The sequence below is a fragment of the Flavobacterium psychrotrophum genome, assembly GCF_003403075.1.
Taxonomy (GTDB): Bacteria; Bacteroidota; Bacteroidia; order Flavobacteriales; family Flavobacteriaceae; genus Flavobacterium; species Flavobacterium psychrotrophum.
Genome location: NZ_CP031557.1, coordinates 2794557 through 2811100, shown reverse-complemented (window position 1 = coordinate 2811100; position 16544 = coordinate 2794557). Strand labels below are relative to the sequence as shown.

Genomic DNA, 16544 nt, shown 5'->3' with positions numbered 1-16544 from the left:
ATATCATTGATCTGATTTATTTCCTTTAGGTAGTTTCTCGTAGAGCAACTTATGAAGATTATTCAATTCGTTTTTCAGGCCAAAACCGCCTGTTTTTGCTTTTGTGCCCGAAAAGCTGAATTCCCAGCAGCCAAAACATATTTTTGCGATTCCCGTTATTTTCCCTCTTGTTTTGAAAACCAAAACATCGCGATACATTGGTACGCAGGCACTCGACCAATCGCGATCTTTGTATTTTTCCTGAAAAATATCTTTTAGAAATTGAATATCCTTTTCGGGCATCTCAATTTTTACGGGATAATTATTTTTGATGTTGATTATTATTATGTCATTTAAGTTTTCCGGAAGATTAGTAGTAATTGTCTCAAGTAAATTTTTCTCAGATTTACTAATTGAGTCTTCCTTATCAATTATATCTGCAAACTCACCACTTGTAAAATCATTGTGGTAATATGTTACTTGGTCAAAAGTAAAGAAAGGGGTAGTTTTGTCAAGCTTCTCAAATTTGTCAAAAAAATTATCGCTTTGTTGTGTAGGTTCAGAAGTCTTACTTTTATTGTTACAACCTGCTAATAATAAAAGTGTTAATAGGATTATTGGTTTTTTTTTCATGGTGGTTGGTTTTAATCCTGGTTACTGATGATGATACGGCTCGTTTCTTAAAATGGTAAATGCCCGGTACACCTGCTCGATAAAAAACAACCGCACCATCTGGTGGCTAAACGTCATTAATGAGAGCGATATTTTGCCTTGAGCCTTGGCATACACCTGTTGGCTAAAACCATACGGCCCGCCAATAACAAATACCAGTGTCTTAATACCTGAGTTCATCTTTTTTTGCAGCTCTTCGCTAAAGCCTACGCTACTAAAGTTTTTGCCGTTCTCGTCGAGCAATATCAACTGGTCGGTAGGGGAGAGCTTGCCCAGTATAAGTTCGCCCTCTTTTTCTTTTTGTTGTGCCTCGCTCAGGTTTTTTGCGTTCTTAATATCCGGAATGATCTCCAGGTCAAATTTTATGTAGAAACCCAATCGTTTGGTGTAGTCGTCTATCAGCGTTTGCAGAGCTTTATTATCGGTTTTGCCTATGGCAATGAGTTTTATGTTCATTTTAAATGCCTTTAAAGTAATCTTCGTCAAGAATAGCATATTCGTAATTATCACTCCAACCGGTTTTAAGCGGGAGTAATTTGCGTCTGTGTGCTTCGCGTTGCATTCCTGTCTTTTCCATCACTTTATAAGATGCGATGTTGCCAACAGCACAGCCTGCCTCGATACGATGCAAATTTAATACTTCAAAACCAAATTTGATAACGGTATTTAGCGCCTCAGTAGCATAGCCTTTACCCCAAACATCAGGGCTTAGCTTATACCATACTTCGGCATTTCTATATTTTACTTTTACAATACCAATACTGATAATTCCTATAAATTGCTTGTTAGTATTTTCAATATTGAAAGTGTAATTAAGCCGTGGTTCATTGTTTATTTCCTGCTGCCAGCCTGAAAGTAATGTTAGTGTAGCCGCTTCATTCTCGGGAGCAAGACCAGGATTAAAAGCTATGGTTTCCGGTTGTATCAGCAAATCGTGTACATTTATAACATCACTCGCAATAAAATTGCGAAGCAAAAGCCGATCTGATTTTAATTGAATTTGGTTCATACTACAAGATAACTTAAATGCGTTCCCAAATGTTTATTGTGAGGAATTGTTCAGATTAAGCATCTCTATAAACTCATCCTCACTAATAATCTTAACCCCAAGCTGGTTGGCTTTTTCAAGTTTGGCAGGCCCCATGTTATCTCCGGCTACAATGTAGTTGGTTTTTCCGGTAATAGAACCACCTACTTTACCACCATTATCTTCAATAGCTTTTTTAAGTTCGTCGCGGCTATATTTTTCAAACACACCCGATACTACAAATATCTTCCCGGCCAGGCTGTCGCTTACTTTAGTATCGGCCACCGCAGCGGCTTCAAGTTGTACGCCATAGCCTTTAAGGCGCTCTATGAGGATGCGGTTCTGTTCATTTTCAAAAAATCCGATAACGCTTTGGGCAATGCGTTCGCCTATTTCATCTACCAAAATTAATTCCGTAAGTGAAGCCTTTGCTAAGTTGTCGATATTCTTATAATGACGCGCCAGTTTCTTGGCAACGGTTTCGCCCACATAACGGATGCCCAATGCATAAAGTACGCGTTCAAACGGAATCTCTTTAGATTTCTCAATACCGTCTATAAGGTTTTGCGCCGACTTATCTGCCATACGCTCTAACGGTATAACCTGCTCTTTTTTCAGTTCGTAAAGGTCGGCATAGTTGTGTACAAGATCAGAGTTGTAAAGCAGGGCAACGGTTTCTCCACCCAGGCCTTCAATATCCATCGCCTTGCGCGAAATATAATGCTGGGTGCGACCAATGATCTGCGGCGGGCAACCATAAAAGTTAGGGCAGTAGTGCTGTGCCTCGCCCTCTTTACGTTCGAGCTCGGTAAAGCACTCGGGGCATTTATCTATATATATCGTTTCTTTAGAATCTTCGGGGCGTTTGGTAAAATCTACGGCAATAATCTTGGGAATTATCTCACCGCCTTTTTCTACAAATACCTCGTCACCCTCGCGCACGTCGAGCTTGGCGATCTGGTCTGCATTATGTAACGACGCACGCTTTACGGTAGTACCCGCAAGCTGCACGGGCTCAAGGTTAGCTACGGGCGTAATAGCCCCGGTGCGCCCCACCTGGTAAGATATCGAGTTTAGTCTGGTACTTACACGCTCTGCCTTAAATTTATAGGCTACAGCCCAGCGCGGGCTTTTAGCAGTATAGCCCAGTTCGTCCTGCTGGTGCAGGTCGTTTACTTTAATAACCACACCATCCGTCTCATAAGGCAGGTCGTGGCGGTGATGGTCCCAGTGGTCTATAAAAGCCAGTACTTCATCTATATTGTTGGCTAAGCGCGCTTCTTTAGGTACTTTAAAACCCCATTGGCGGGCTTTTTCAAGTCCTTCAAACTGGGTGGCTACAGGCAGGTTAGGGCCAATTAATGAATATAATAAACAATCTAACGGGCGCTTTGCAACCTCACCGCTGTCCTGTAGCTTAAGGCTACCGGATGCCGTATTTCGCGGATTAGCATACGGAGTTTCTCCAAGTTCTATGAGCTCCTGGTTCATTTTAGCAAAGCCTTCCAGGGGTAGGATGATCTCCCCGCGAATGTCAAACTTTGCAGGATAATCTCCCTTTAATTTTATGGGTACAGCACGTATCGTTTTTATGTTAGCGGTAACTTCATCGCCCTGAAAACCATCGCCTCGGGTTACAGCTTTGGTCAGCCTGCCGTTTTCATACGATATGCTTATTGAGGCACCATCATATTTTAGTTCGCAGGTATATTGTACATCATCGGTACCCAGATTTTTATGTACGCGCTTTTCCCATTCTAAAAGTTCCTCTTTAGAGTAGGAATTATCGAGCGAATACATACGGTACTCGTGTGCTATCGTGTTGAAATTCTTGGTTATTGCACCACCCACACGCTGCGTGGGAGAATCTTCGTCGAAATATTCAGGATGTTTGGCCTCAAGTTCCTGAAGTTCTTTCAGCTTTATATCAAAGTCAAAGTCAGATATAGAGGGAGCATCAAGCACATAATAGTTGTGGTTGTGCTGGTTAAGCTCGTCGCGCAGTGCCGTAATTTTTTGGAGGATGTCCATAAAACGCTTGTTTGTTTATCCTGCTAAGGTAGCCAAAGTTTAAAAAATGAAAAATAATTTTTAGTGGTACAGGGTACTAAAGCTACCTTTGCCTGAGTTATGTTATAAAACGCCCCAAAAATGAAAGCAACAATTTTAGTAATATTTATAGCCCTGCTTACAGGATGCAGCAAAAGCGATGATAGTAACAATAGCAATACACCTGAAGACAGGGATTTTAAGCAGGATATGCGCGATTTTGTTATCGGCATCAGCCAAAAGGCAAAAACAGCTAATCCTAATTTTGCTGTGATTCCGCAAAACGGCATTGAGCTGGTAAGCAGCACCGGAGAAGAGGGTGGAAGCCCGGCAACGGCTTATCTAGATGCCATAGATGGTAACGGGCAGGAAGATTTGCTGTACGGCTATGATAGTGACGATAAGGCAACAAACACTGCTACGACAAATTACCTGAAAAGTTTTCTGAACATTTCTAAAAATGCGGGCAACACCATACTGGTTACAGATTATTGCAGCACGGCCTCAAAAATGACGGCTTCTTATACCGCCAACCAGGCTTCGGGATATGTTTCTTATGCCGCGCCAGATCGTAACCTTACCGTAATACCCGGCACTGCGCCACATAATGTAAACAGTAATAACATTACAAAGTTATCTGATGTAAAGAATTTTATATTCTTTATCAACCCTGAGAATTTAGCCACTAAGGCTGATTTTATCAGGGCAGTAACAGCTACTAATTATGATGCTGTTATTATTGACCTGTTTTTTAATGAAGAGCAGTTTACTGCTCAGGAAATTGTACAATTAAGACATAAGGCTAATGGTGGTACACGTATGGTTATATGCTATATGTCTATAGGTGAGGCTGAAGATTACCGCTACTATTGGAAAAACTTGTGGAATTCGGACAAGCCGGACTGGATCGCTGCCGAAAATCCGGACTGGCCGGGCAACTATAAAGTAAAATACTGGAACCAGGACTGGCAGGATATCATTTACAAAAACAGCGACTCATATCTTGATAAAATAACAGCGGCAGGTTTTGACGGGGTGTACCTTGACATTATCGATGCGTTTGAGTATTTTGAGAATTAAGTCGGACATAATGGTATCTCTTATTTAGCGAACCTTTAGCATAGTTTTCCGGATAGTATTATTAGGTTTGTTATTACTTGATTACAAAACCATGAAAACAATTACAGAAAAAGGTACCGTTGAAGAATTTACCATAGCAGCGCCGCAACTGCATGGGGATAAAAACATTTGGGTTTACCTGCCTGCGGGATATGATGCCAATAACTTAGGGTATCCTGTAATATACATGCACGATGGGCAAAATGTTTTTGCGCAGCCTGAAACTAATAATCATGAATGGCATATTGAGGAGAAACTGAATGACCTGCATAGCGAAGCCATTATTATAGGTATAGCACACGGCGGTGATAAGCACCGTATTGACGAAATGACGCCATATCCTAATGATACCCACGGTGGTGGCCATGCCGATGATTATCTTGATTTTATGGTTAATGCCTTAAAGCCATATGTTGACAGCCATTATAATACGCTGAAAGATAAGTCGCAAACTACTATTTTTGGGAGTTCGGTAGGTGGATTGATTTCCTTTTACGCTTTGCTAAAATATCCTGAGGTTTTTGGCAATTCAGGAGTGTTTTCGCCATCGTTTTGGTTTAGCGAAGAGATATATACCTTTATAGAAAGCGTTGATAAAATTGAAGGCCGCATATATTTAATGGCGGGCGATCATGAGAGTACCGCCATGATACCCGACCTGGAACGAATGGAACAGTTGATCTTAGAACGTGTTGCTAATGCCCGCCAGATACAAAAACGGATCATTCACAACGGGCACCATAACGAAAAGCTTTGGCGCAAAGCATTTCCTGAAGCATACCGCTGGCTGATGCAGGTTTAGTGTTAATTACAATATTTATCAAGTTTATCTTTAGCGTCTGTTGAACCTAATTTATATGCTTTTTGCCAATCTGTACATGCGCCTTTCCTGTCCTTTAGATTATATTTTGAGTTACCCCTGTTAAAATAAATCATCTCTTCTTGTTCAATGTCTAAATGTTTAACTTTCAGTGCGGTATTATAGTCCTGTACAGCACCCATATAATCACCATTGTCATCTTTAAGACTACCTCTGTTTACTAATGCACTCGTGAAGTCAGGCGCTAATTCAATCGCTTTATTATAATCATTAAGAGCAGCTTTCCATGTATATAGTTCTGCTTTAACAATAGCCCTTGAATAATAAGCATTTGGTTCTTTAGGATTTATAGCCAATGTAAGTGACCAGTTAATAATTGCCCCACTAAGATCACCTTTATCATAACAACTGATGCCACTTTCAAAATATATATCCTCTTGAGATTTCTCTAAGTTAGGAAAATTTTTAGAACCACTAAGGCCTCCATAGGAATCAAGTCTTGCGTCAAATTCATATCCTCTTTTATACATGTCTAATGCCTAAAAAAGCATATTATCTGCTGTAACAGGGATTGCGTTTGTTATTCCATTAATTTCCCACACATCTTCATTACGCTTTATACTTTCAATTTTGTAAGGATAATGCTTATGAAGAAACTCCGCCAATTTTTCAAGGTTTTCTTTTTTATCAGATATGAATGTAAAATCCATAACCGTTAGAGCATTCTCTTTTAAACCGCTTTTAACCATGCTGGTATGAACATCCTCAGCAGAAACCATTTCCTTACCAAAGTTTTCAGTAAAATCGTTCCATGTAAAATAAGTATTTCCCATTGTATTCTGTGCTTTTACTGACATCGTAAACATCATTAATAACACAAGTACTTTTTTCATGATGTACAATCTGGTTTGGTTGGTAATTTTATAAATAAAGAAGAGGATTAAAAAAACCTCCATATCGGTTTAATGTGGTAGTTTGTTTTTTAGCAAGCCATATACCCAGGTGCCAAGTAATGCACCTATAAGTACAATGCCTATGCCCATAAAGCCTGAGCCTATCAGTATAAAAATTGGCCCGGGGCAGGTGCCTACCAGTCCCCAGCCTAAGCCAAAGATAATACCGCCTACAAAGTAGCTTGTAAAACGCTTTTCTTTATCCTGTAATACTATGGGTTCACCGTTAATATCTTTAAGTTTACTTCTTTTAAAAAGCTGAATACCAAGAGTACCTACTACTACAGCAGTACCTATTATACCATACATATGAAAGGACTGAAAGTGAAACATTTCATAGATTCTGTACCACGACACGGCCTCAGATTTGGTTAGTACAATGCCAAACAATATGCCTACCAGTAAATATTTTATAAACTTCATCTTACTTTAAAATTAGGGGCAGCAACAGCCACGACATTATCAATCCGCCAATAAAAAAACCTATTACCGCAATAAGGCTGGGTAACTGTAAATTGCTTAATCCGGTAATGGCGTGCCCGGATGTACAACCACCGGCATAGCGTGTGCCAAAACCTACGAGCAAACCACCAAGCAATAATATGCCCAATACTTTAGGCGATTGTAACGCTTCTGCACTGGTTAGCGCATCCGGTAGTAATTTTCCGTTAGGCTCATCAATATGTATCAGGCTAAGTTCGGTAACTGTTTTAGGATTAAGCACCACCCCAGATCCGTCGCTTAAATAATGTGTTGCTATAAAGCCACCTATCATGGCACCAAGTACCACTACTAAATTCCAGCGCTGGGCTTTCCAGTCAAATCGGAAAAAGTCAGATGTTTTACCTGCTCCCATAATGCTGCACATAGTGCGCAGGTTGCTGCTCATACCAAAGGTTTTGCCAAAGAAAACCAGTAGTAACATGACCGATCCTATTAAAAAGCCTGACACATACCACGGCCAGGTTCCGTAAAAGCTATACATAATTGTAATATTTGATTGCAAAAATAACAAATAATATGGAACGCAGATGACGCGGATTGAGCGGATGCCCGCAGATTTTTTACTGCCAGGTTTTAAAATCTGCGCTTGCGAAGCATCCATGTAATCCGCGTTCCATTATTCACCATAATTTTATTATTTTTGAATTAAAATTCAACCTACTATGAAAAAGCTCCTTCTATTGGGCATATTAATAATGGCGACAGCCTGTGTAAGCACAAAAAACACGATACAAAACATAGATGATACCGCCGTAATGCCGGGACTTACTAAAGAAAAGACTTTTGTAATTACCGAAACGGCTTCCGATAAAAAATATGGTTATAACCAGGATTACCCTGTTAACCTTGGTTTTATGCCCTACAGTGCGGCAGAAATTAACGTGAAACGCTTTTTTGGAGCACTTAGCGGCCCTAACGGGGAAAAGCTGGAGTATAAAAAAACAGATTCGTGCTGCCCATTCCCTACCAAGAAGTTTGATATGGGTGCCGGCCTGCTTGATATTTATGAAGTTACTTGGGAAGGACTTGCCAAACCTAAGATAATTTATATTAACCTGTATGAAAAAGGTAAGGTAATGGCACCTAAAGATTTTGGCATACGAAAAGTACTATAATTACACCACAGCCTTCTGCAATTAGAAGGCTTTTTCTTTTTATCTTTGCACCACATTTTAAAACTCTGAAATGAACTTACAAAACATCCCCCAAATAAAGAATACCGATAGCGGCAACTTTTTTCTACTTGCAGGCCCATGTGCCATAGAAGGAGAAGAAATGGCGCTGCGCATTGCTGAGCATATTGTAAAAGTAACCGACAGGCTGCAAATACCTTATGTTTTTAAAGGATCGTTTAAAAAAGCCAACCGCAGCCGTGTAGACAGCTTTACGGGTATAGGCGATGAAAAAGCCCTTAAGGTATTGCGTAAAGTGTCTGAAACCTTTGGCGTACCTACCGTTACAGACATCCATACTAACGAAGATGCCCTGATGGCAGCCCAGTATGTAGATGTACTGCAAATACCGGCGTTTCTTGTAAGGCAGACCGACCTTGTAGTGGCAGCTGCTGAAACCGGGCGTACTGTAAACCTTAAAAAAGGCCAGTTTATGAGCCCTGAGAGCATGAAGCACGCTGTGCAAAAAGTGCTTGACAGCAGTAACGATAAAGTAATGGTTACAGACCGTGGTACTATGTTTGGTTACCAGGATATGGTGGTAGACTTTAGGGGTATACCTACCATGAGAGATTTTGCTACTACGGTGTTAGATGTTACACACTCGCTACAGCAGCCTAACCAGGTAGCAGGCGTTACCGGAGGAAGGCCAGATATGATCGAAACTATTGCCCGCGCCGGCATAGCCACCGGTGTAGATGGTATTTTTATAGAAACACATTTTGACCCTGCCAATGCCAAAAGCGATGGCGCAAATATGCTGCACCTTGACTATTTTGAAGGCCTTATGGAAAAACTAACCGCCATAAGGAGAACAATAAATCAATTTTAATTTTTTATACACACATCACAAATTACCCTAATGAAACAACCTTGGCTAAAGGTTGTACTAACTTTTTGTATTTTTTCACAGTACACCTTTGCGCAGCAAGTGCCTGCAAGTCCTGAAAAATACACAGCTCACAATAAAGGAAAGTTCTTTGTTTACTGGGGCGGTAACCGTGCAAGTTTTTCTGAATCAGATATTAACTTTACCGGTAACGGGTATAATTTTACCCTTAACAATGTAGCAGCCCATGACAAGCCCAAGGGCTGGCATATGGACTATGTAAACCCAACCAAGATGACCATTCCGCAGACCAACTTCAGGATGGGGTATTATATTAATGATCATTACAGTATAGCTGTTGGTTTAGACCACATGAAATATGTAATGACGCAAAACCAGACTGTTAATGTAAACGGCTATATTGATCAGCCTTTAGACCAGCCCGGTGCAGCGTTTAACGGTATCTATAACAACATACCGGTACAGATGACGGAAGATTTTCTTACGTTTGAACATACTGATGGCCTTAATTTTATTAATGCCGGTATATCAAGAATGGATGATTTTTCTAAATATCTAGGCATTACAAATACCGATATAATACAAATTAATCTTACCGAAGGAGTTTATGGCGGGGTTTTATATCCTAAAACTAATGCCATGGTACTGGGTAAGCAACGCCATGATGATTTTCATATTTCAGGGTTTGGAGTAGCGGCAGAAGCAGGTATTAACATTACCTTCTTTAAGCACTTTTTTATACTGGGAGAACTTAAAAGCGGATACATTAACATGAATGACATTCGTACTACCTACCAGGGAGCAGACAAGGCTTCGCAACACTTCACCTACTTTCAGCGGATGATAGTATTTGGCGGAATCTTTAAATTATAATAAGCAAAGCGCGGTATTTAGGTATCGCGCTTTTTTTATGCTTTTAATCCTGATATTAATACTATCTGCATATTTAGTGTAGTCAAATGATTTAGATATCACACCAAGGAGCCAAGCTTTGCGGCTTATCAGTCGCTTGTGTCGGTACTTGATGAGAGTAAAGCTTTGCGCCTTTGTGTCTTTGCGAGAAAAAATATTTGAACTATATTATATTTTCATTTTGTATAAGTTACGATTTATGTATTGTTGATTTTATGGAATGAGGTATATAAAAATACCCGCAAAGTGCAGCGCACTGCCACCCAGTACAAACATATGCCAGATGGTATGGTTATACGGGATTTTTTCTTTGGCATAAAAGTAGATGCCGAAAGTATAACATAAACCTCCACCTAACAGATAATACAGCATACCCGGAGCCACACTGCTTATTAATGGTTTTATGGCAACAATAATAAGCCAGCCCATAAGCCCGTATAAGGTAAGGGACAGCTTTTCATTTTTTCGCAGGGGCGAAAATTTAAAGATAAACCCTGCAATGGCAAAGGCCCATATAAACCCAAATATTGCCCAGCCCCAGGTGTCTTTTAGTCCCAGTAGTGCAACGGGTGTATATGTTCCCGCTATCAAAACATAAATGCACAGGTGGTCTATGCGCTGTAGTATGCGTTTCCATTTTAGTTTCCATGCTGCATGGTAAACAGTAGATGCTGTATAGAGCAAAATAAGGCTGCTGCCAAAAACAATAGATGCCGCAAGGTGTATGGCGGTACCATATAATGCGCTGTATACAACCATAGCTACAAGTGCCGCTACAGATAGTGCCGCACCGGTACCATGGCTTATGGTGTTCCAGAGTTCCTCTTGTTTGCGGTTCTTTTTTGGCATGGCAATACTTTTTATAAAGGTACAAATTCTTATATTTGAATATGCTCAAAATTTATACCATCACGTGCCTCAGGTTATTGTTTTTGTTATTTGTAACCAGTATTACTGCCGCAGCGCAAGAACAGACAAGCATTATCGATTCGTTATCTACAGAGTGGTCTGAGGTGAAATTTGAGGCTGACGGCGTTATTAATAAAATGGCATATGCAGATACAGCCAACTTTATGCACCAAAAAGTATATCCCTGTGCGCGTTGCCTGCTGCGACCTGAGGTTGCAGTGGCGCTTGATAAAGCAAATGCACTTGCTGCTGAAAAAGAGCTAAGGCTGGTAATTTTTGACTGTTATCGCCCGTATCCCATTCAGTATAAAATGTATGAAATTGTAAATAACCCTAAGTATGTGGCCAAGCCCGGTAAAGGAAGTAACCACAACAGGGGCAGGGCTATAGATATTTCTTTGGCAGATGCCGATGGTAATTTGCTTGATATGGGTGGGGCTTTTGACGATTTTAGCGAGGTGTCGCATCCTGACTATAAAGATATATCCCGCAAAGCACGTAAAAACCGCAGGCTGCTGGCTAAGATAATGACCAAAGCCGGTTTTAGTATTTACCCTTATGAGTGGTGGCATTTTGACTACAAACAAAAAACATACGAAACATCTGACTATATATGGGACTGTAACTAATTTGCCTTTAATTAATTTGCAATTTTAACCGTAAATACACGCAGCTAATGTTCTTTTTATAATTTTGTACCGCTATATTTGTAATAGCACAAAGCATTATAATGGAACTGAAACTACACCGCCCCATCTGTTTTTTCGATCTTGAAACTACAGGTACAGACATTACGAAAGACCGTATTGTAGAAATATCAATCTTAAAAGTTTACCCAAACGGAAATAAGGAAAGCCGCACCTGGCTGGTAAATCCGGAAAGGACGATACCCGTTGCTACCATTGCTTTTCATGGTATTACTGATGAGAAAGTGGCAAATGAGCCTACTTTTAAACAACTCTCTACGCAGATATATACTATGATAAAGGATGCCGACCTTGCAGGATATAATTCTGACCGTTTTGATATACCGCTGCTGGCTGAAGAGATGTTGCGTGCCGGCGTAGATTTTGACATGAAGAACCGGGTATCTGTAGATGTACAGACCATATTCCATAAAAAGGAAGAGCGTACCCTGAGTGCTGCGTATAAATTTTACTGCGGGCAGGTGCTGGAAAATGCCCATACAGCAGCAGCAGATACAAATGCTACTTACGAAATTTTGAAGTCGCAGCTAGACCGTTATGAAGACCTTGAGAATGATATGCGTTTGCTATCAGAATATACTACACGTAAAAAGGCGGTAGACTTTGCCGGTTTTATAGCGCTTGATGATGCGGGCCAGGAGGTGTTTACCTTTGGCAAATTTAAAAACGTAAAGGTAGAGCAGGTGCTGCAGCAGGAGCCGGGTTACTACGGATGGTTTCAGAGTGCTGATTTTCCGCTGTATACTAAAAAAGTACTGACGGCTATAAAACTCAGGAAATTAAATAATAAATTAGCATAAGCTTCGTACTATGAAAATTATTTGCATTGGCAGGAACTATGTAAACCATATAGAGGAGCTTAATAATGAGCGCCCTTCTGAACCGGTTATTTTTATGAAGCCCGATTCGGCGCTTTTACAAAAGCAGTTTCCATTTGTAATACCGGAGTTTACTACTGATGTGCATTATGAAATTGAACTTATTGTAAAGATCAATAAAGTAGGCAAGTATATAGAGCCTACGTTTGCACATAAGTATTATGATGAGATAAGTGTAGGTATAGACTTTACCGCACGCGACCTTCAGGATGCCCTTAAAGCTAAAGGCCTGCCGTGGGAAAAGGCAAAAGCTTTTGATGGTTCTGCGGTTATTGGCGATTTTGTGCCAAAAACCAATTATACATCTGTAGATGATATTAATTTTGAACTGCATAAAAATGGTGATACTGTTCAAAAAAGTAATGCACAATTTATGCTCTGGAAGATAGACGAGCTAATTGCTGAGGTTTCAAAATACTTTACGCTGCGCACCGGCGATGTGCTTTTTACAGGCACGCCCGAAGGGGTAGGCCCGGTAGCCGCCGGCGATGTGCTGGAAGGCTTTTTAGAAGGAAAACAACTATTTAAGATACAGGTTAAGTAATAGATATGGCATTACATTACAACTTATCAAAAGTATATGCGATTTCTGATAATGATGAAGAATTTGCAAAACAAATTGTAACTCTTTTTACCGAAGAGGTTCCTGTTGAGGTAAAAAATATTAAAACAGGCCTTGAAGATAAAGACCATAACAGGGTGTATCATGCTGCCCATAAAATAAAACCTACGCTGGATTTGCTGGGTATGGATCTTGCGTATGACGATATACTTGCTATTGAAAAATGGGCAAAAGCCGAAGGCAGGCGCAAGGAAATAAGAGATGTTGTAAGGAGTCTTAAAGAGCATGTTGCAAACACGCTTAAAGAAGTAAAGAAAAATTATAACCTGTAATTATGAAAGCAGCTATAGTAACCATAGGAGATGAAATACTTATAGGCCAGATAACCGATACTAATTCGGCTTATATGGCTAAGGCGCTGGACAGGATAGGTGTAAGTGTTTCTGAAATGATGTCGATAAGCGACGATCGCCGCCATATACTGGATACTATGGCATTTTTGCAAAACAGGGTAGAAGTCGTGATTTTTACAGGTGGCCTTGGTCCTACAAAAGATGATATTACAAAAACTACTTTTTGCGAATATTTTGATGACCATCTGGTACGTAATGAAGATGTTGAAGCACACGTTGTAAAACTTATTGAAAAGGCTATGAGCCGCCCCGCCAGCCAAATGAACAAAGATCAGGCATTGCTGCCGTCTAAAGCTACTGTGCTGCACAATGAGGTGGGTACTGCCCCGGGTATGTGGATAAAAAAGGCCGATACGGTTTTTATATCGCTGCCGGGCGTGCCTTATGAAATGAAATATCTTATAGATAATGAAGTTATTCCCAGGATTGTAGAAGCTTACGAAAGGCCGTACATCATCCATCGTACAATAATGACCTACGGGCAGGGTGAAAGCCTTGTTGCAGAACGTATTGCTGACTGGGAAGATAATTTGCCGCCATTTATAAAACTGGCATACCTGCCAAGTCCCGGTAAAGTGCGTTTACGTCTTAGTGCACATGGTGCAGATGAGGCTTCGCTGTTACTGGCGCTTGAGCATGAAATTACAAAACTACAGGCTATAATTAGTGATATTATTGTAGGCCTGAACGAAGATGAATCTATGGAGGTAGTGCTGGGTAAAATGCTGCGCGACAAAGGGCTTACCGTAGCGGCTGCCGAAAGTTGTACAGGCGGCAGGGTAGCTTCTCTCTTTACAGGTGTTGCCGGTGCTTCGGCTTACTTTAAAGGCAGTGCTGTTACTTATGCTACACAAAGCAAAGTAAATATTTTAGGTATAGAACAGCAGCTTATAGATATATACAGCCCGGTTAGTGCTAAGGTTGCGGAGGTTATGGCACTGCGTGCTAAAAAAATATTTGATACAGATTATGCAGTTTCTACTACCGGAAATGCAGGGCCTTCAAAGGGCGATGCCGCTGCCGATGTAGGTACGGTATTTATAGGAATTGCAACACCGTCAAAGGTTTACAGTTTTAAATATGACTTTGGTCAACCACGAGAAAAGGTAATAGAGAGGGCGTCTGAAAAGGCACTGGAACTAATTTATCAGGAAATTTTAAAAAACTAATTATTTGGGTTTGCGTAATTGATTAGTTTTTTGTTTCTTTGCACCCTGATTTTGAATAACGATATAAAAGCGAGAAATAATGTCAAGAGTTTGTGCCCTTACCGGTAAAAGAGCGATGGTTGGAAATAACGTTTCCCACGCAATGAACAAAACTAAGCGCAAGTTTAGTGTGAACTTAGTTAAGAAGCGTTTTTATCTTCCTGAGGAAGACAGGTGGATCACTCTAAGGGTAGCAGCTTCTACTATCAAGACTATTAACAAAAATGGTATAGCCGCGGTTTTAAAAGAGGCCAAAGCTAACGGGTTTATTAAATAATTCCGTTTACACCTCATAAATAAATTACACGATGGCAAAAAAAGGTAACAGAATCCAGGTTATTTTAGAATGTACTGAGCACAAAACTTCAGGCGTTCCGGGTACTTCAAGGTATATTACTACCAAAAACAAGAAGAATACCCCAGACAGGTTAGAGATAAAAAAATTCAACCCTATCCTTAAAAAGGTTACGGTTCATAAAGAAATTAAATAATTCATTTGAGTCATGGCAAAGAAAACCGTAGCAACGTTACAGACAGCTTCTAAAAGGTTAACCAAAGCTATCAAAATGGTAAAGTCTCCTAAAACTGGTGCTTATACTTTTGTTGAGAGCGTTATGTCTCCTGAAGAAGTGGATACATTTCTTAAAAAGAAATAATTATCCTTACAGTATATAGAAAAGCTACTTTCAGATAACGAAAGTAGCTTTTTTATTTTCTATATTTACCCCGCAAATCAAGACGAAGTAGCGTATATGAATTTCTTTAAAAAAATATTTTCTTCAGAAAAGAAGGAAACCCTTGATAAAGGCCTTGAAAAAACAAAGACTTCTTTTTTTTCAAAGCTTTCTAAGGCTGTTGCCGGTAAAAGCAAAGTAGATGATGAGGTGCTGGATAACCTTGAAGAGATACTTGTGGCATCTGATGTGGGGGTTAATACCACACTTAAAATTATAGAGCGCATAGAAGAGCGTGTATCTCGCGATAAATACTTGGGTACAGATGAACTTAATGGTATATTGCGCGAAGAGATTGGCGGTTTACTAAGCGAAACCCATACCGGCGAAGCTACAGAGTTTGAAATTCCGGCTAATAAAAAGCCATATGTTTTAATGGTTGTAGGTGTTAACGGTGTAGGTAAAACCACTACCATTGGCAAACTTGCTTACCAGTTTAAAAAAGCCGGCCATAATGTGGTGCTTGGAGCTGCAGATACCTTTCGTGCCGCAGCAATAGACCAATTGCAGGTATGGGCAGACAGGGTAGGAGTGCCTATAGTACGCCAGCAAATGGGCAGCGACCCTGCCTCAGTAGCATTTGATACGGTACAGAGCGCTGTTAAGCAAAATGCCGATGTTGTAATTATTGATACTGCCGGAAGGCTTCATAATAAAGTTAACCTTATGAACGAGCTTACTAAGGTAAAGCGCGTAATGCAAAAGGTTATTGATGATGCGCCTCACGATGTACTTTTAGTGCTTGATGGCTCTACCGGCCAAAACGCTTTTGAGCAGGCTAAACAGTTTACCGCTGCTACAGAGGTTACAAGCCTTGCGGTTACCAAACTTGATGGTACTGCTAAAGGTGGTGTTGTTATAGGTATTTCAGACCAGTTTAAAATACCGGTTAAATACATAGGTGTAGGCGAAGGTATTGAAGATTTGCAGGTATTTAACAAATATGAATTTGTAGATTCTTTCTTTAAGTAGAATATAACAAGCAAATAATATCATTTTACAATATTAGCTGTGGTACCCGCCACGGCTTTTCTTGTTATATATGGTAAATATTACTTGCTGTGCCATACAAAATA

General features: G+C 40.2%; 23 protein-coding genes. 14 read left to right on the top strand and 9 right to left on the bottom strand.

Annotated features, from left to right (window positions below):
* Positions 1-3: 3 nt before the first annotated feature.
* The 4 genes from DYH63_RS12150 to ligA are packed head-to-tail and all read right to left on the bottom strand — an operon-like array spanning position 4 to position 3709.
* Positions 4-612, bottom strand: coding sequence for a hypothetical protein (locus DYH63_RS12150; protein WP_116789060.1), 609 nt, complete (start codon positions 610-612; stop codon positions 4-6).
* 21 nt (positions 613-633) lie between these two features.
* Entirely contained in the window at positions 634-1107 is a 474-nt protein-coding gene (gene rlmH, locus DYH63_RS12145) for a 23S rRNA (pseudouridine(1915)-N(3))-methyltransferase RlmH (protein WP_116789059.1), read from the bottom strand.
* A 1-nt stretch (position 1108) separates the two neighbouring features.
* Entirely contained in the window at positions 1109-1660 is a 552-nt protein-coding gene (locus DYH63_RS12140; RefSeq protein ID WP_116789058.1) for a GNAT family N-acetyltransferase, read from the bottom strand.
* 33 nt (positions 1661-1693) lie between these two features.
* Complete coding sequence (gene ligA / locus DYH63_RS12135) at positions 1694-3709, bottom strand: NAD-dependent DNA ligase LigA (RefSeq protein WP_116789057.1); 2016 nt, start codon at positions 3707-3709, stop codon at positions 1694-1696.
* 120 nt (positions 3710-3829) lie between these two features.
* Here ligA and DYH63_RS12130 point away from each other — a divergent pair, with 120 nt between their 5' ends.
* Positions 3830-4807 (top strand): endo alpha-1,4 polygalactosaminidase, encoded by a 978-nt coding sequence (locus DYH63_RS12130; RefSeq protein WP_116789056.1) that lies wholly within the window; start codon positions 3830-3832, stop codon positions 4805-4807.
* 91 nt (positions 4808-4898) lie between these two features.
* Positions 4899-5648 carry an alpha/beta hydrolase gene (locus tag DYH63_RS12125; protein ID WP_116789055.1) on the top strand — a complete coding sequence of 250 codons (750 nt, stop codon included), beginning with the start codon at positions 4899-4901 and terminating at the stop codon, positions 5646-5648.
* A 2-nt stretch (positions 5649-5650) separates the two neighbouring features.
* Here DYH63_RS12125 and DYH63_RS21485 read toward each other — a convergent pair whose 3' ends face one another.
* The 4 genes from DYH63_RS21485 to DYH63_RS12110 all read right to left on the bottom strand — a co-directional run bounded on the left by DYH63_RS21485 (position 5651) and on the right by DYH63_RS12110 (position 7604).
* Complete coding sequence (locus tag DYH63_RS21485; protein ID WP_205528246.1) at positions 5651-6196, bottom strand: tetratricopeptide repeat protein; 546 nt, start codon at positions 6194-6196, stop codon at positions 5651-5653.
* A 9-nt stretch (positions 6197-6205) separates the two neighbouring features.
* Complete coding sequence (locus DYH63_RS21480) at positions 6206-6559, bottom strand: hypothetical protein (protein WP_205528245.1); 354 nt, start codon at positions 6557-6559, stop codon at positions 6206-6208.
* Positions 6560-6628: 69 nt separating this feature from the next.
* Entirely contained in the window at positions 6629-7042 is a 414-nt protein-coding gene (locus tag DYH63_RS12115; RefSeq protein ID WP_116789054.1) for a DUF6691 family protein, read from the bottom strand.
* A gap of 1 nt (position 7043) precedes the next feature.
* Complete coding sequence (locus DYH63_RS12110) at positions 7044-7604, bottom strand: YeeE/YedE family protein (RefSeq protein WP_116789053.1); 561 nt, start codon at positions 7602-7604, stop codon at positions 7044-7046.
* A 181-nt stretch (positions 7605-7785) separates the two neighbouring features.
* Here DYH63_RS12110 and DYH63_RS12105 point away from each other — a divergent pair, with 181 nt between their 5' ends.
* The 3 genes from DYH63_RS12105 to DYH63_RS12095 all read left to right on the top strand — a co-directional run bounded on the left by DYH63_RS12105 (position 7786) and on the right by DYH63_RS12095 (position 10018).
* Entirely contained in the window at positions 7786-8238 is a 453-nt protein-coding gene (locus DYH63_RS12105; RefSeq protein WP_116789052.1) for a 2-dehydro-3-deoxyphosphooctonate aldolase, read from the top strand.
* Between the two features lie 70 nt (positions 8239-8308).
* Positions 8309-9127, top strand: coding sequence for a 3-deoxy-8-phosphooctulonate synthase (gene kdsA / locus DYH63_RS12100; RefSeq protein WP_116789051.1), 819 nt, complete (start codon positions 8309-8311; stop codon positions 9125-9127).
* A gap of 30 nt (positions 9128-9157) precedes the next feature.
* Positions 9158-10018 (top strand): hypothetical protein, encoded by an 861-nt coding sequence (locus tag DYH63_RS12095; protein ID WP_116789050.1) that lies wholly within the window; start codon positions 9158-9160, stop codon positions 10016-10018.
* Between the two features lie 252 nt (positions 10019-10270).
* On the opposite strand, the gene trhA is transcribed toward DYH63_RS12095, so the two are convergent.
* Positions 10271-10906: a PAQR family membrane homeostasis protein TrhA gene (gene trhA / locus DYH63_RS12090; protein WP_116789049.1), complete on the bottom strand. Its 636-nt coding sequence runs from the start codon at positions 10904-10906 to the stop codon at positions 10271-10273.
* 41 nt (positions 10907-10947) lie between these two features.
* Between trhA and DYH63_RS12085 the strand changes: the two genes are divergently transcribed.
* The 9 genes from DYH63_RS12085 to ftsY all read left to right on the top strand — a co-directional run bounded on the left by DYH63_RS12085 (position 10948) and on the right by ftsY (position 16440).
* Positions 10948-11595: a M15 family metallopeptidase gene (locus DYH63_RS12085; protein WP_116789048.1), complete on the top strand. Its 648-nt coding sequence runs from the start codon at positions 10948-10950 to the stop codon at positions 11593-11595.
* Between the two features lie 101 nt (positions 11596-11696).
* Positions 11697-12473 carry a 3'-5' exonuclease gene (locus DYH63_RS12080; RefSeq protein WP_116789047.1) on the top strand — a complete coding sequence of 259 codons (777 nt, stop codon included), beginning with the start codon at positions 11697-11699 and terminating at the stop codon, positions 12471-12473.
* A gap of 10 nt (positions 12474-12483) precedes the next feature.
* Positions 12484-13095, top strand: a complete 612-nt coding sequence (locus DYH63_RS12075; protein ID WP_116789046.1) for a fumarylacetoacetate hydrolase family protein — start codon at positions 12484-12486, stop codon at positions 13093-13095.
* 5 nt (positions 13096-13100) lie between these two features.
* Positions 13101-13445: an Hpt domain-containing protein gene (locus DYH63_RS12070; protein ID WP_116789045.1), complete on the top strand. Its 345-nt coding sequence runs from the start codon at positions 13101-13103 to the stop codon at positions 13443-13445.
* A 2-nt stretch (positions 13446-13447) separates the two neighbouring features.
* Positions 13448-14695 (top strand): CinA family nicotinamide mononucleotide deamidase-related protein, encoded by a 1248-nt coding sequence (locus DYH63_RS12065; RefSeq protein ID WP_116789044.1) that lies wholly within the window; start codon positions 13448-13450, stop codon positions 14693-14695.
* 79 nt (positions 14696-14774) lie between these two features.
* Complete coding sequence (rpmB, locus tag DYH63_RS12060) at positions 14775-15011, top strand: 50S ribosomal protein L28 (RefSeq protein ID WP_020212604.1); 237 nt, start codon at positions 14775-14777, stop codon at positions 15009-15011.
* Positions 15012-15042: 31 nt separating this feature from the next.
* On the top strand, positions 15043-15225 hold the full coding sequence (rpmG, locus tag DYH63_RS12055; RefSeq protein ID WP_112087260.1) for a 50S ribosomal protein L33: 183 nt from the start codon (positions 15043-15045) through the stop codon (positions 15223-15225).
* Between the two features lie 12 nt (positions 15226-15237).
* On the top strand, positions 15238-15390 hold the full coding sequence (locus DYH63_RS12050) for a DUF4295 domain-containing protein (protein WP_116789043.1): 153 nt from the start codon (positions 15238-15240) through the stop codon (positions 15388-15390).
* Positions 15391-15486: 96 nt separating this feature from the next.
* Positions 15487-16440 (top strand): signal recognition particle-docking protein FtsY, encoded by a 954-nt coding sequence (ftsY, locus tag DYH63_RS12045; protein WP_116789042.1) that lies wholly within the window; start codon positions 15487-15489, stop codon positions 16438-16440.
* The last annotated feature ends 104 nt before the right edge of the window (positions 16441-16544 follow it).

Coding starts and splice junctions, on each gene's coding strand:
- DYH63_RS12150 (WP_116789060.1), bottom strand. CDS start 612: ATGAAAAAAAAACCAATAATCCTATTAACACTTTTATTATTAGCAGGT.
- rlmH (WP_116789059.1), bottom strand. CDS start 1,107: ATGAACATAAAACTCATTGCCATAGGCAAAACCGATAATAAAGCTCTG.
- DYH63_RS12140 (WP_116789058.1), bottom strand. CDS start 1,660: ATGAACCAAATTCAATTAAAATCAGATCGGCTTTTGCTTCGCAATTTT.
- ligA (WP_116789057.1), bottom strand. CDS start 3,709: ATGGACATCCTCCAAAAAATTACGGCACTGCGCGACGAGCTTAACCAG.
- DYH63_RS12130 (WP_116789056.1), top strand. CDS start 3,830: ATGAAAGCAACAATTTTAGTAATATTTATAGCCCTGCTTACAGGATGC.
- DYH63_RS12125 (WP_116789055.1), top strand. CDS start 4,899: ATGAAAACAATTACAGAAAAAGGTACCGTTGAAGAATTTACCATAGCA.
- DYH63_RS21485 (WP_205528246.1), bottom strand. CDS start 6,196: ATGTATAAAAGAGGATATGAATTTGACGCAAGACTTGATTCCTATGGA.
- DYH63_RS21480 (WP_205528245.1), bottom strand. CDS start 6,559: ATGAAAAAAGTACTTGTGTTATTAATGATGTTTACGATGTCAGTAAAA.
- DYH63_RS12115 (WP_116789054.1), bottom strand. CDS start 7,042: ATGAAGTTTATAAAATATTTACTGGTAGGCATATTGTTTGGCATTGTA.
- DYH63_RS12110 (WP_116789053.1), bottom strand. CDS start 7,604: ATGTATAGCTTTTACGGAACCTGGCCGTGGTATGTGTCAGGCTTTTTA.
- DYH63_RS12105 (WP_116789052.1), top strand. CDS start 7,786: ATGAAAAAGCTCCTTCTATTGGGCATATTAATAATGGCGACAGCCTGT.
- kdsA (WP_116789051.1), top strand. CDS start 8,309: ATGAACTTACAAAACATCCCCCAAATAAAGAATACCGATAGCGGCAAC.
- DYH63_RS12095 (WP_116789050.1), top strand. CDS start 9,158: ATGAAACAACCTTGGCTAAAGGTTGTACTAACTTTTTGTATTTTTTCA.
- trhA (WP_116789049.1), bottom strand. CDS start 10,906: ATGCCAAAAAAGAACCGCAAACAAGAGGAACTCTGGAACACCATAAGC.
- DYH63_RS12085 (WP_116789048.1), top strand. CDS start 10,948: ATGCTCAAAATTTATACCATCACGTGCCTCAGGTTATTGTTTTTGTTA.
- DYH63_RS12080 (WP_116789047.1), top strand. CDS start 11,697: ATGGAACTGAAACTACACCGCCCCATCTGTTTTTTCGATCTTGAAACT.
- DYH63_RS12075 (WP_116789046.1), top strand. CDS start 12,484: ATGAAAATTATTTGCATTGGCAGGAACTATGTAAACCATATAGAGGAG.
- DYH63_RS12070 (WP_116789045.1), top strand. CDS start 13,101: ATGGCATTACATTACAACTTATCAAAAGTATATGCGATTTCTGATAAT.
- DYH63_RS12065 (WP_116789044.1), top strand. CDS start 13,448: ATGAAAGCAGCTATAGTAACCATAGGAGATGAAATACTTATAGGCCAG.
- rpmB (WP_020212604.1), top strand. CDS start 14,775: ATGTCAAGAGTTTGTGCCCTTACCGGTAAAAGAGCGATGGTTGGAAAT.
- rpmG (WP_112087260.1), top strand. CDS start 15,043: ATGGCAAAAAAAGGTAACAGAATCCAGGTTATTTTAGAATGTACTGAG.
- DYH63_RS12050 (WP_116789043.1), top strand. CDS start 15,238: ATGGCAAAGAAAACCGTAGCAACGTTACAGACAGCTTCTAAAAGGTTA.
- ftsY (WP_116789042.1), top strand. CDS start 15,487: ATGAATTTCTTTAAAAAAATATTTTCTTCAGAAAAGAAGGAAACCCTT.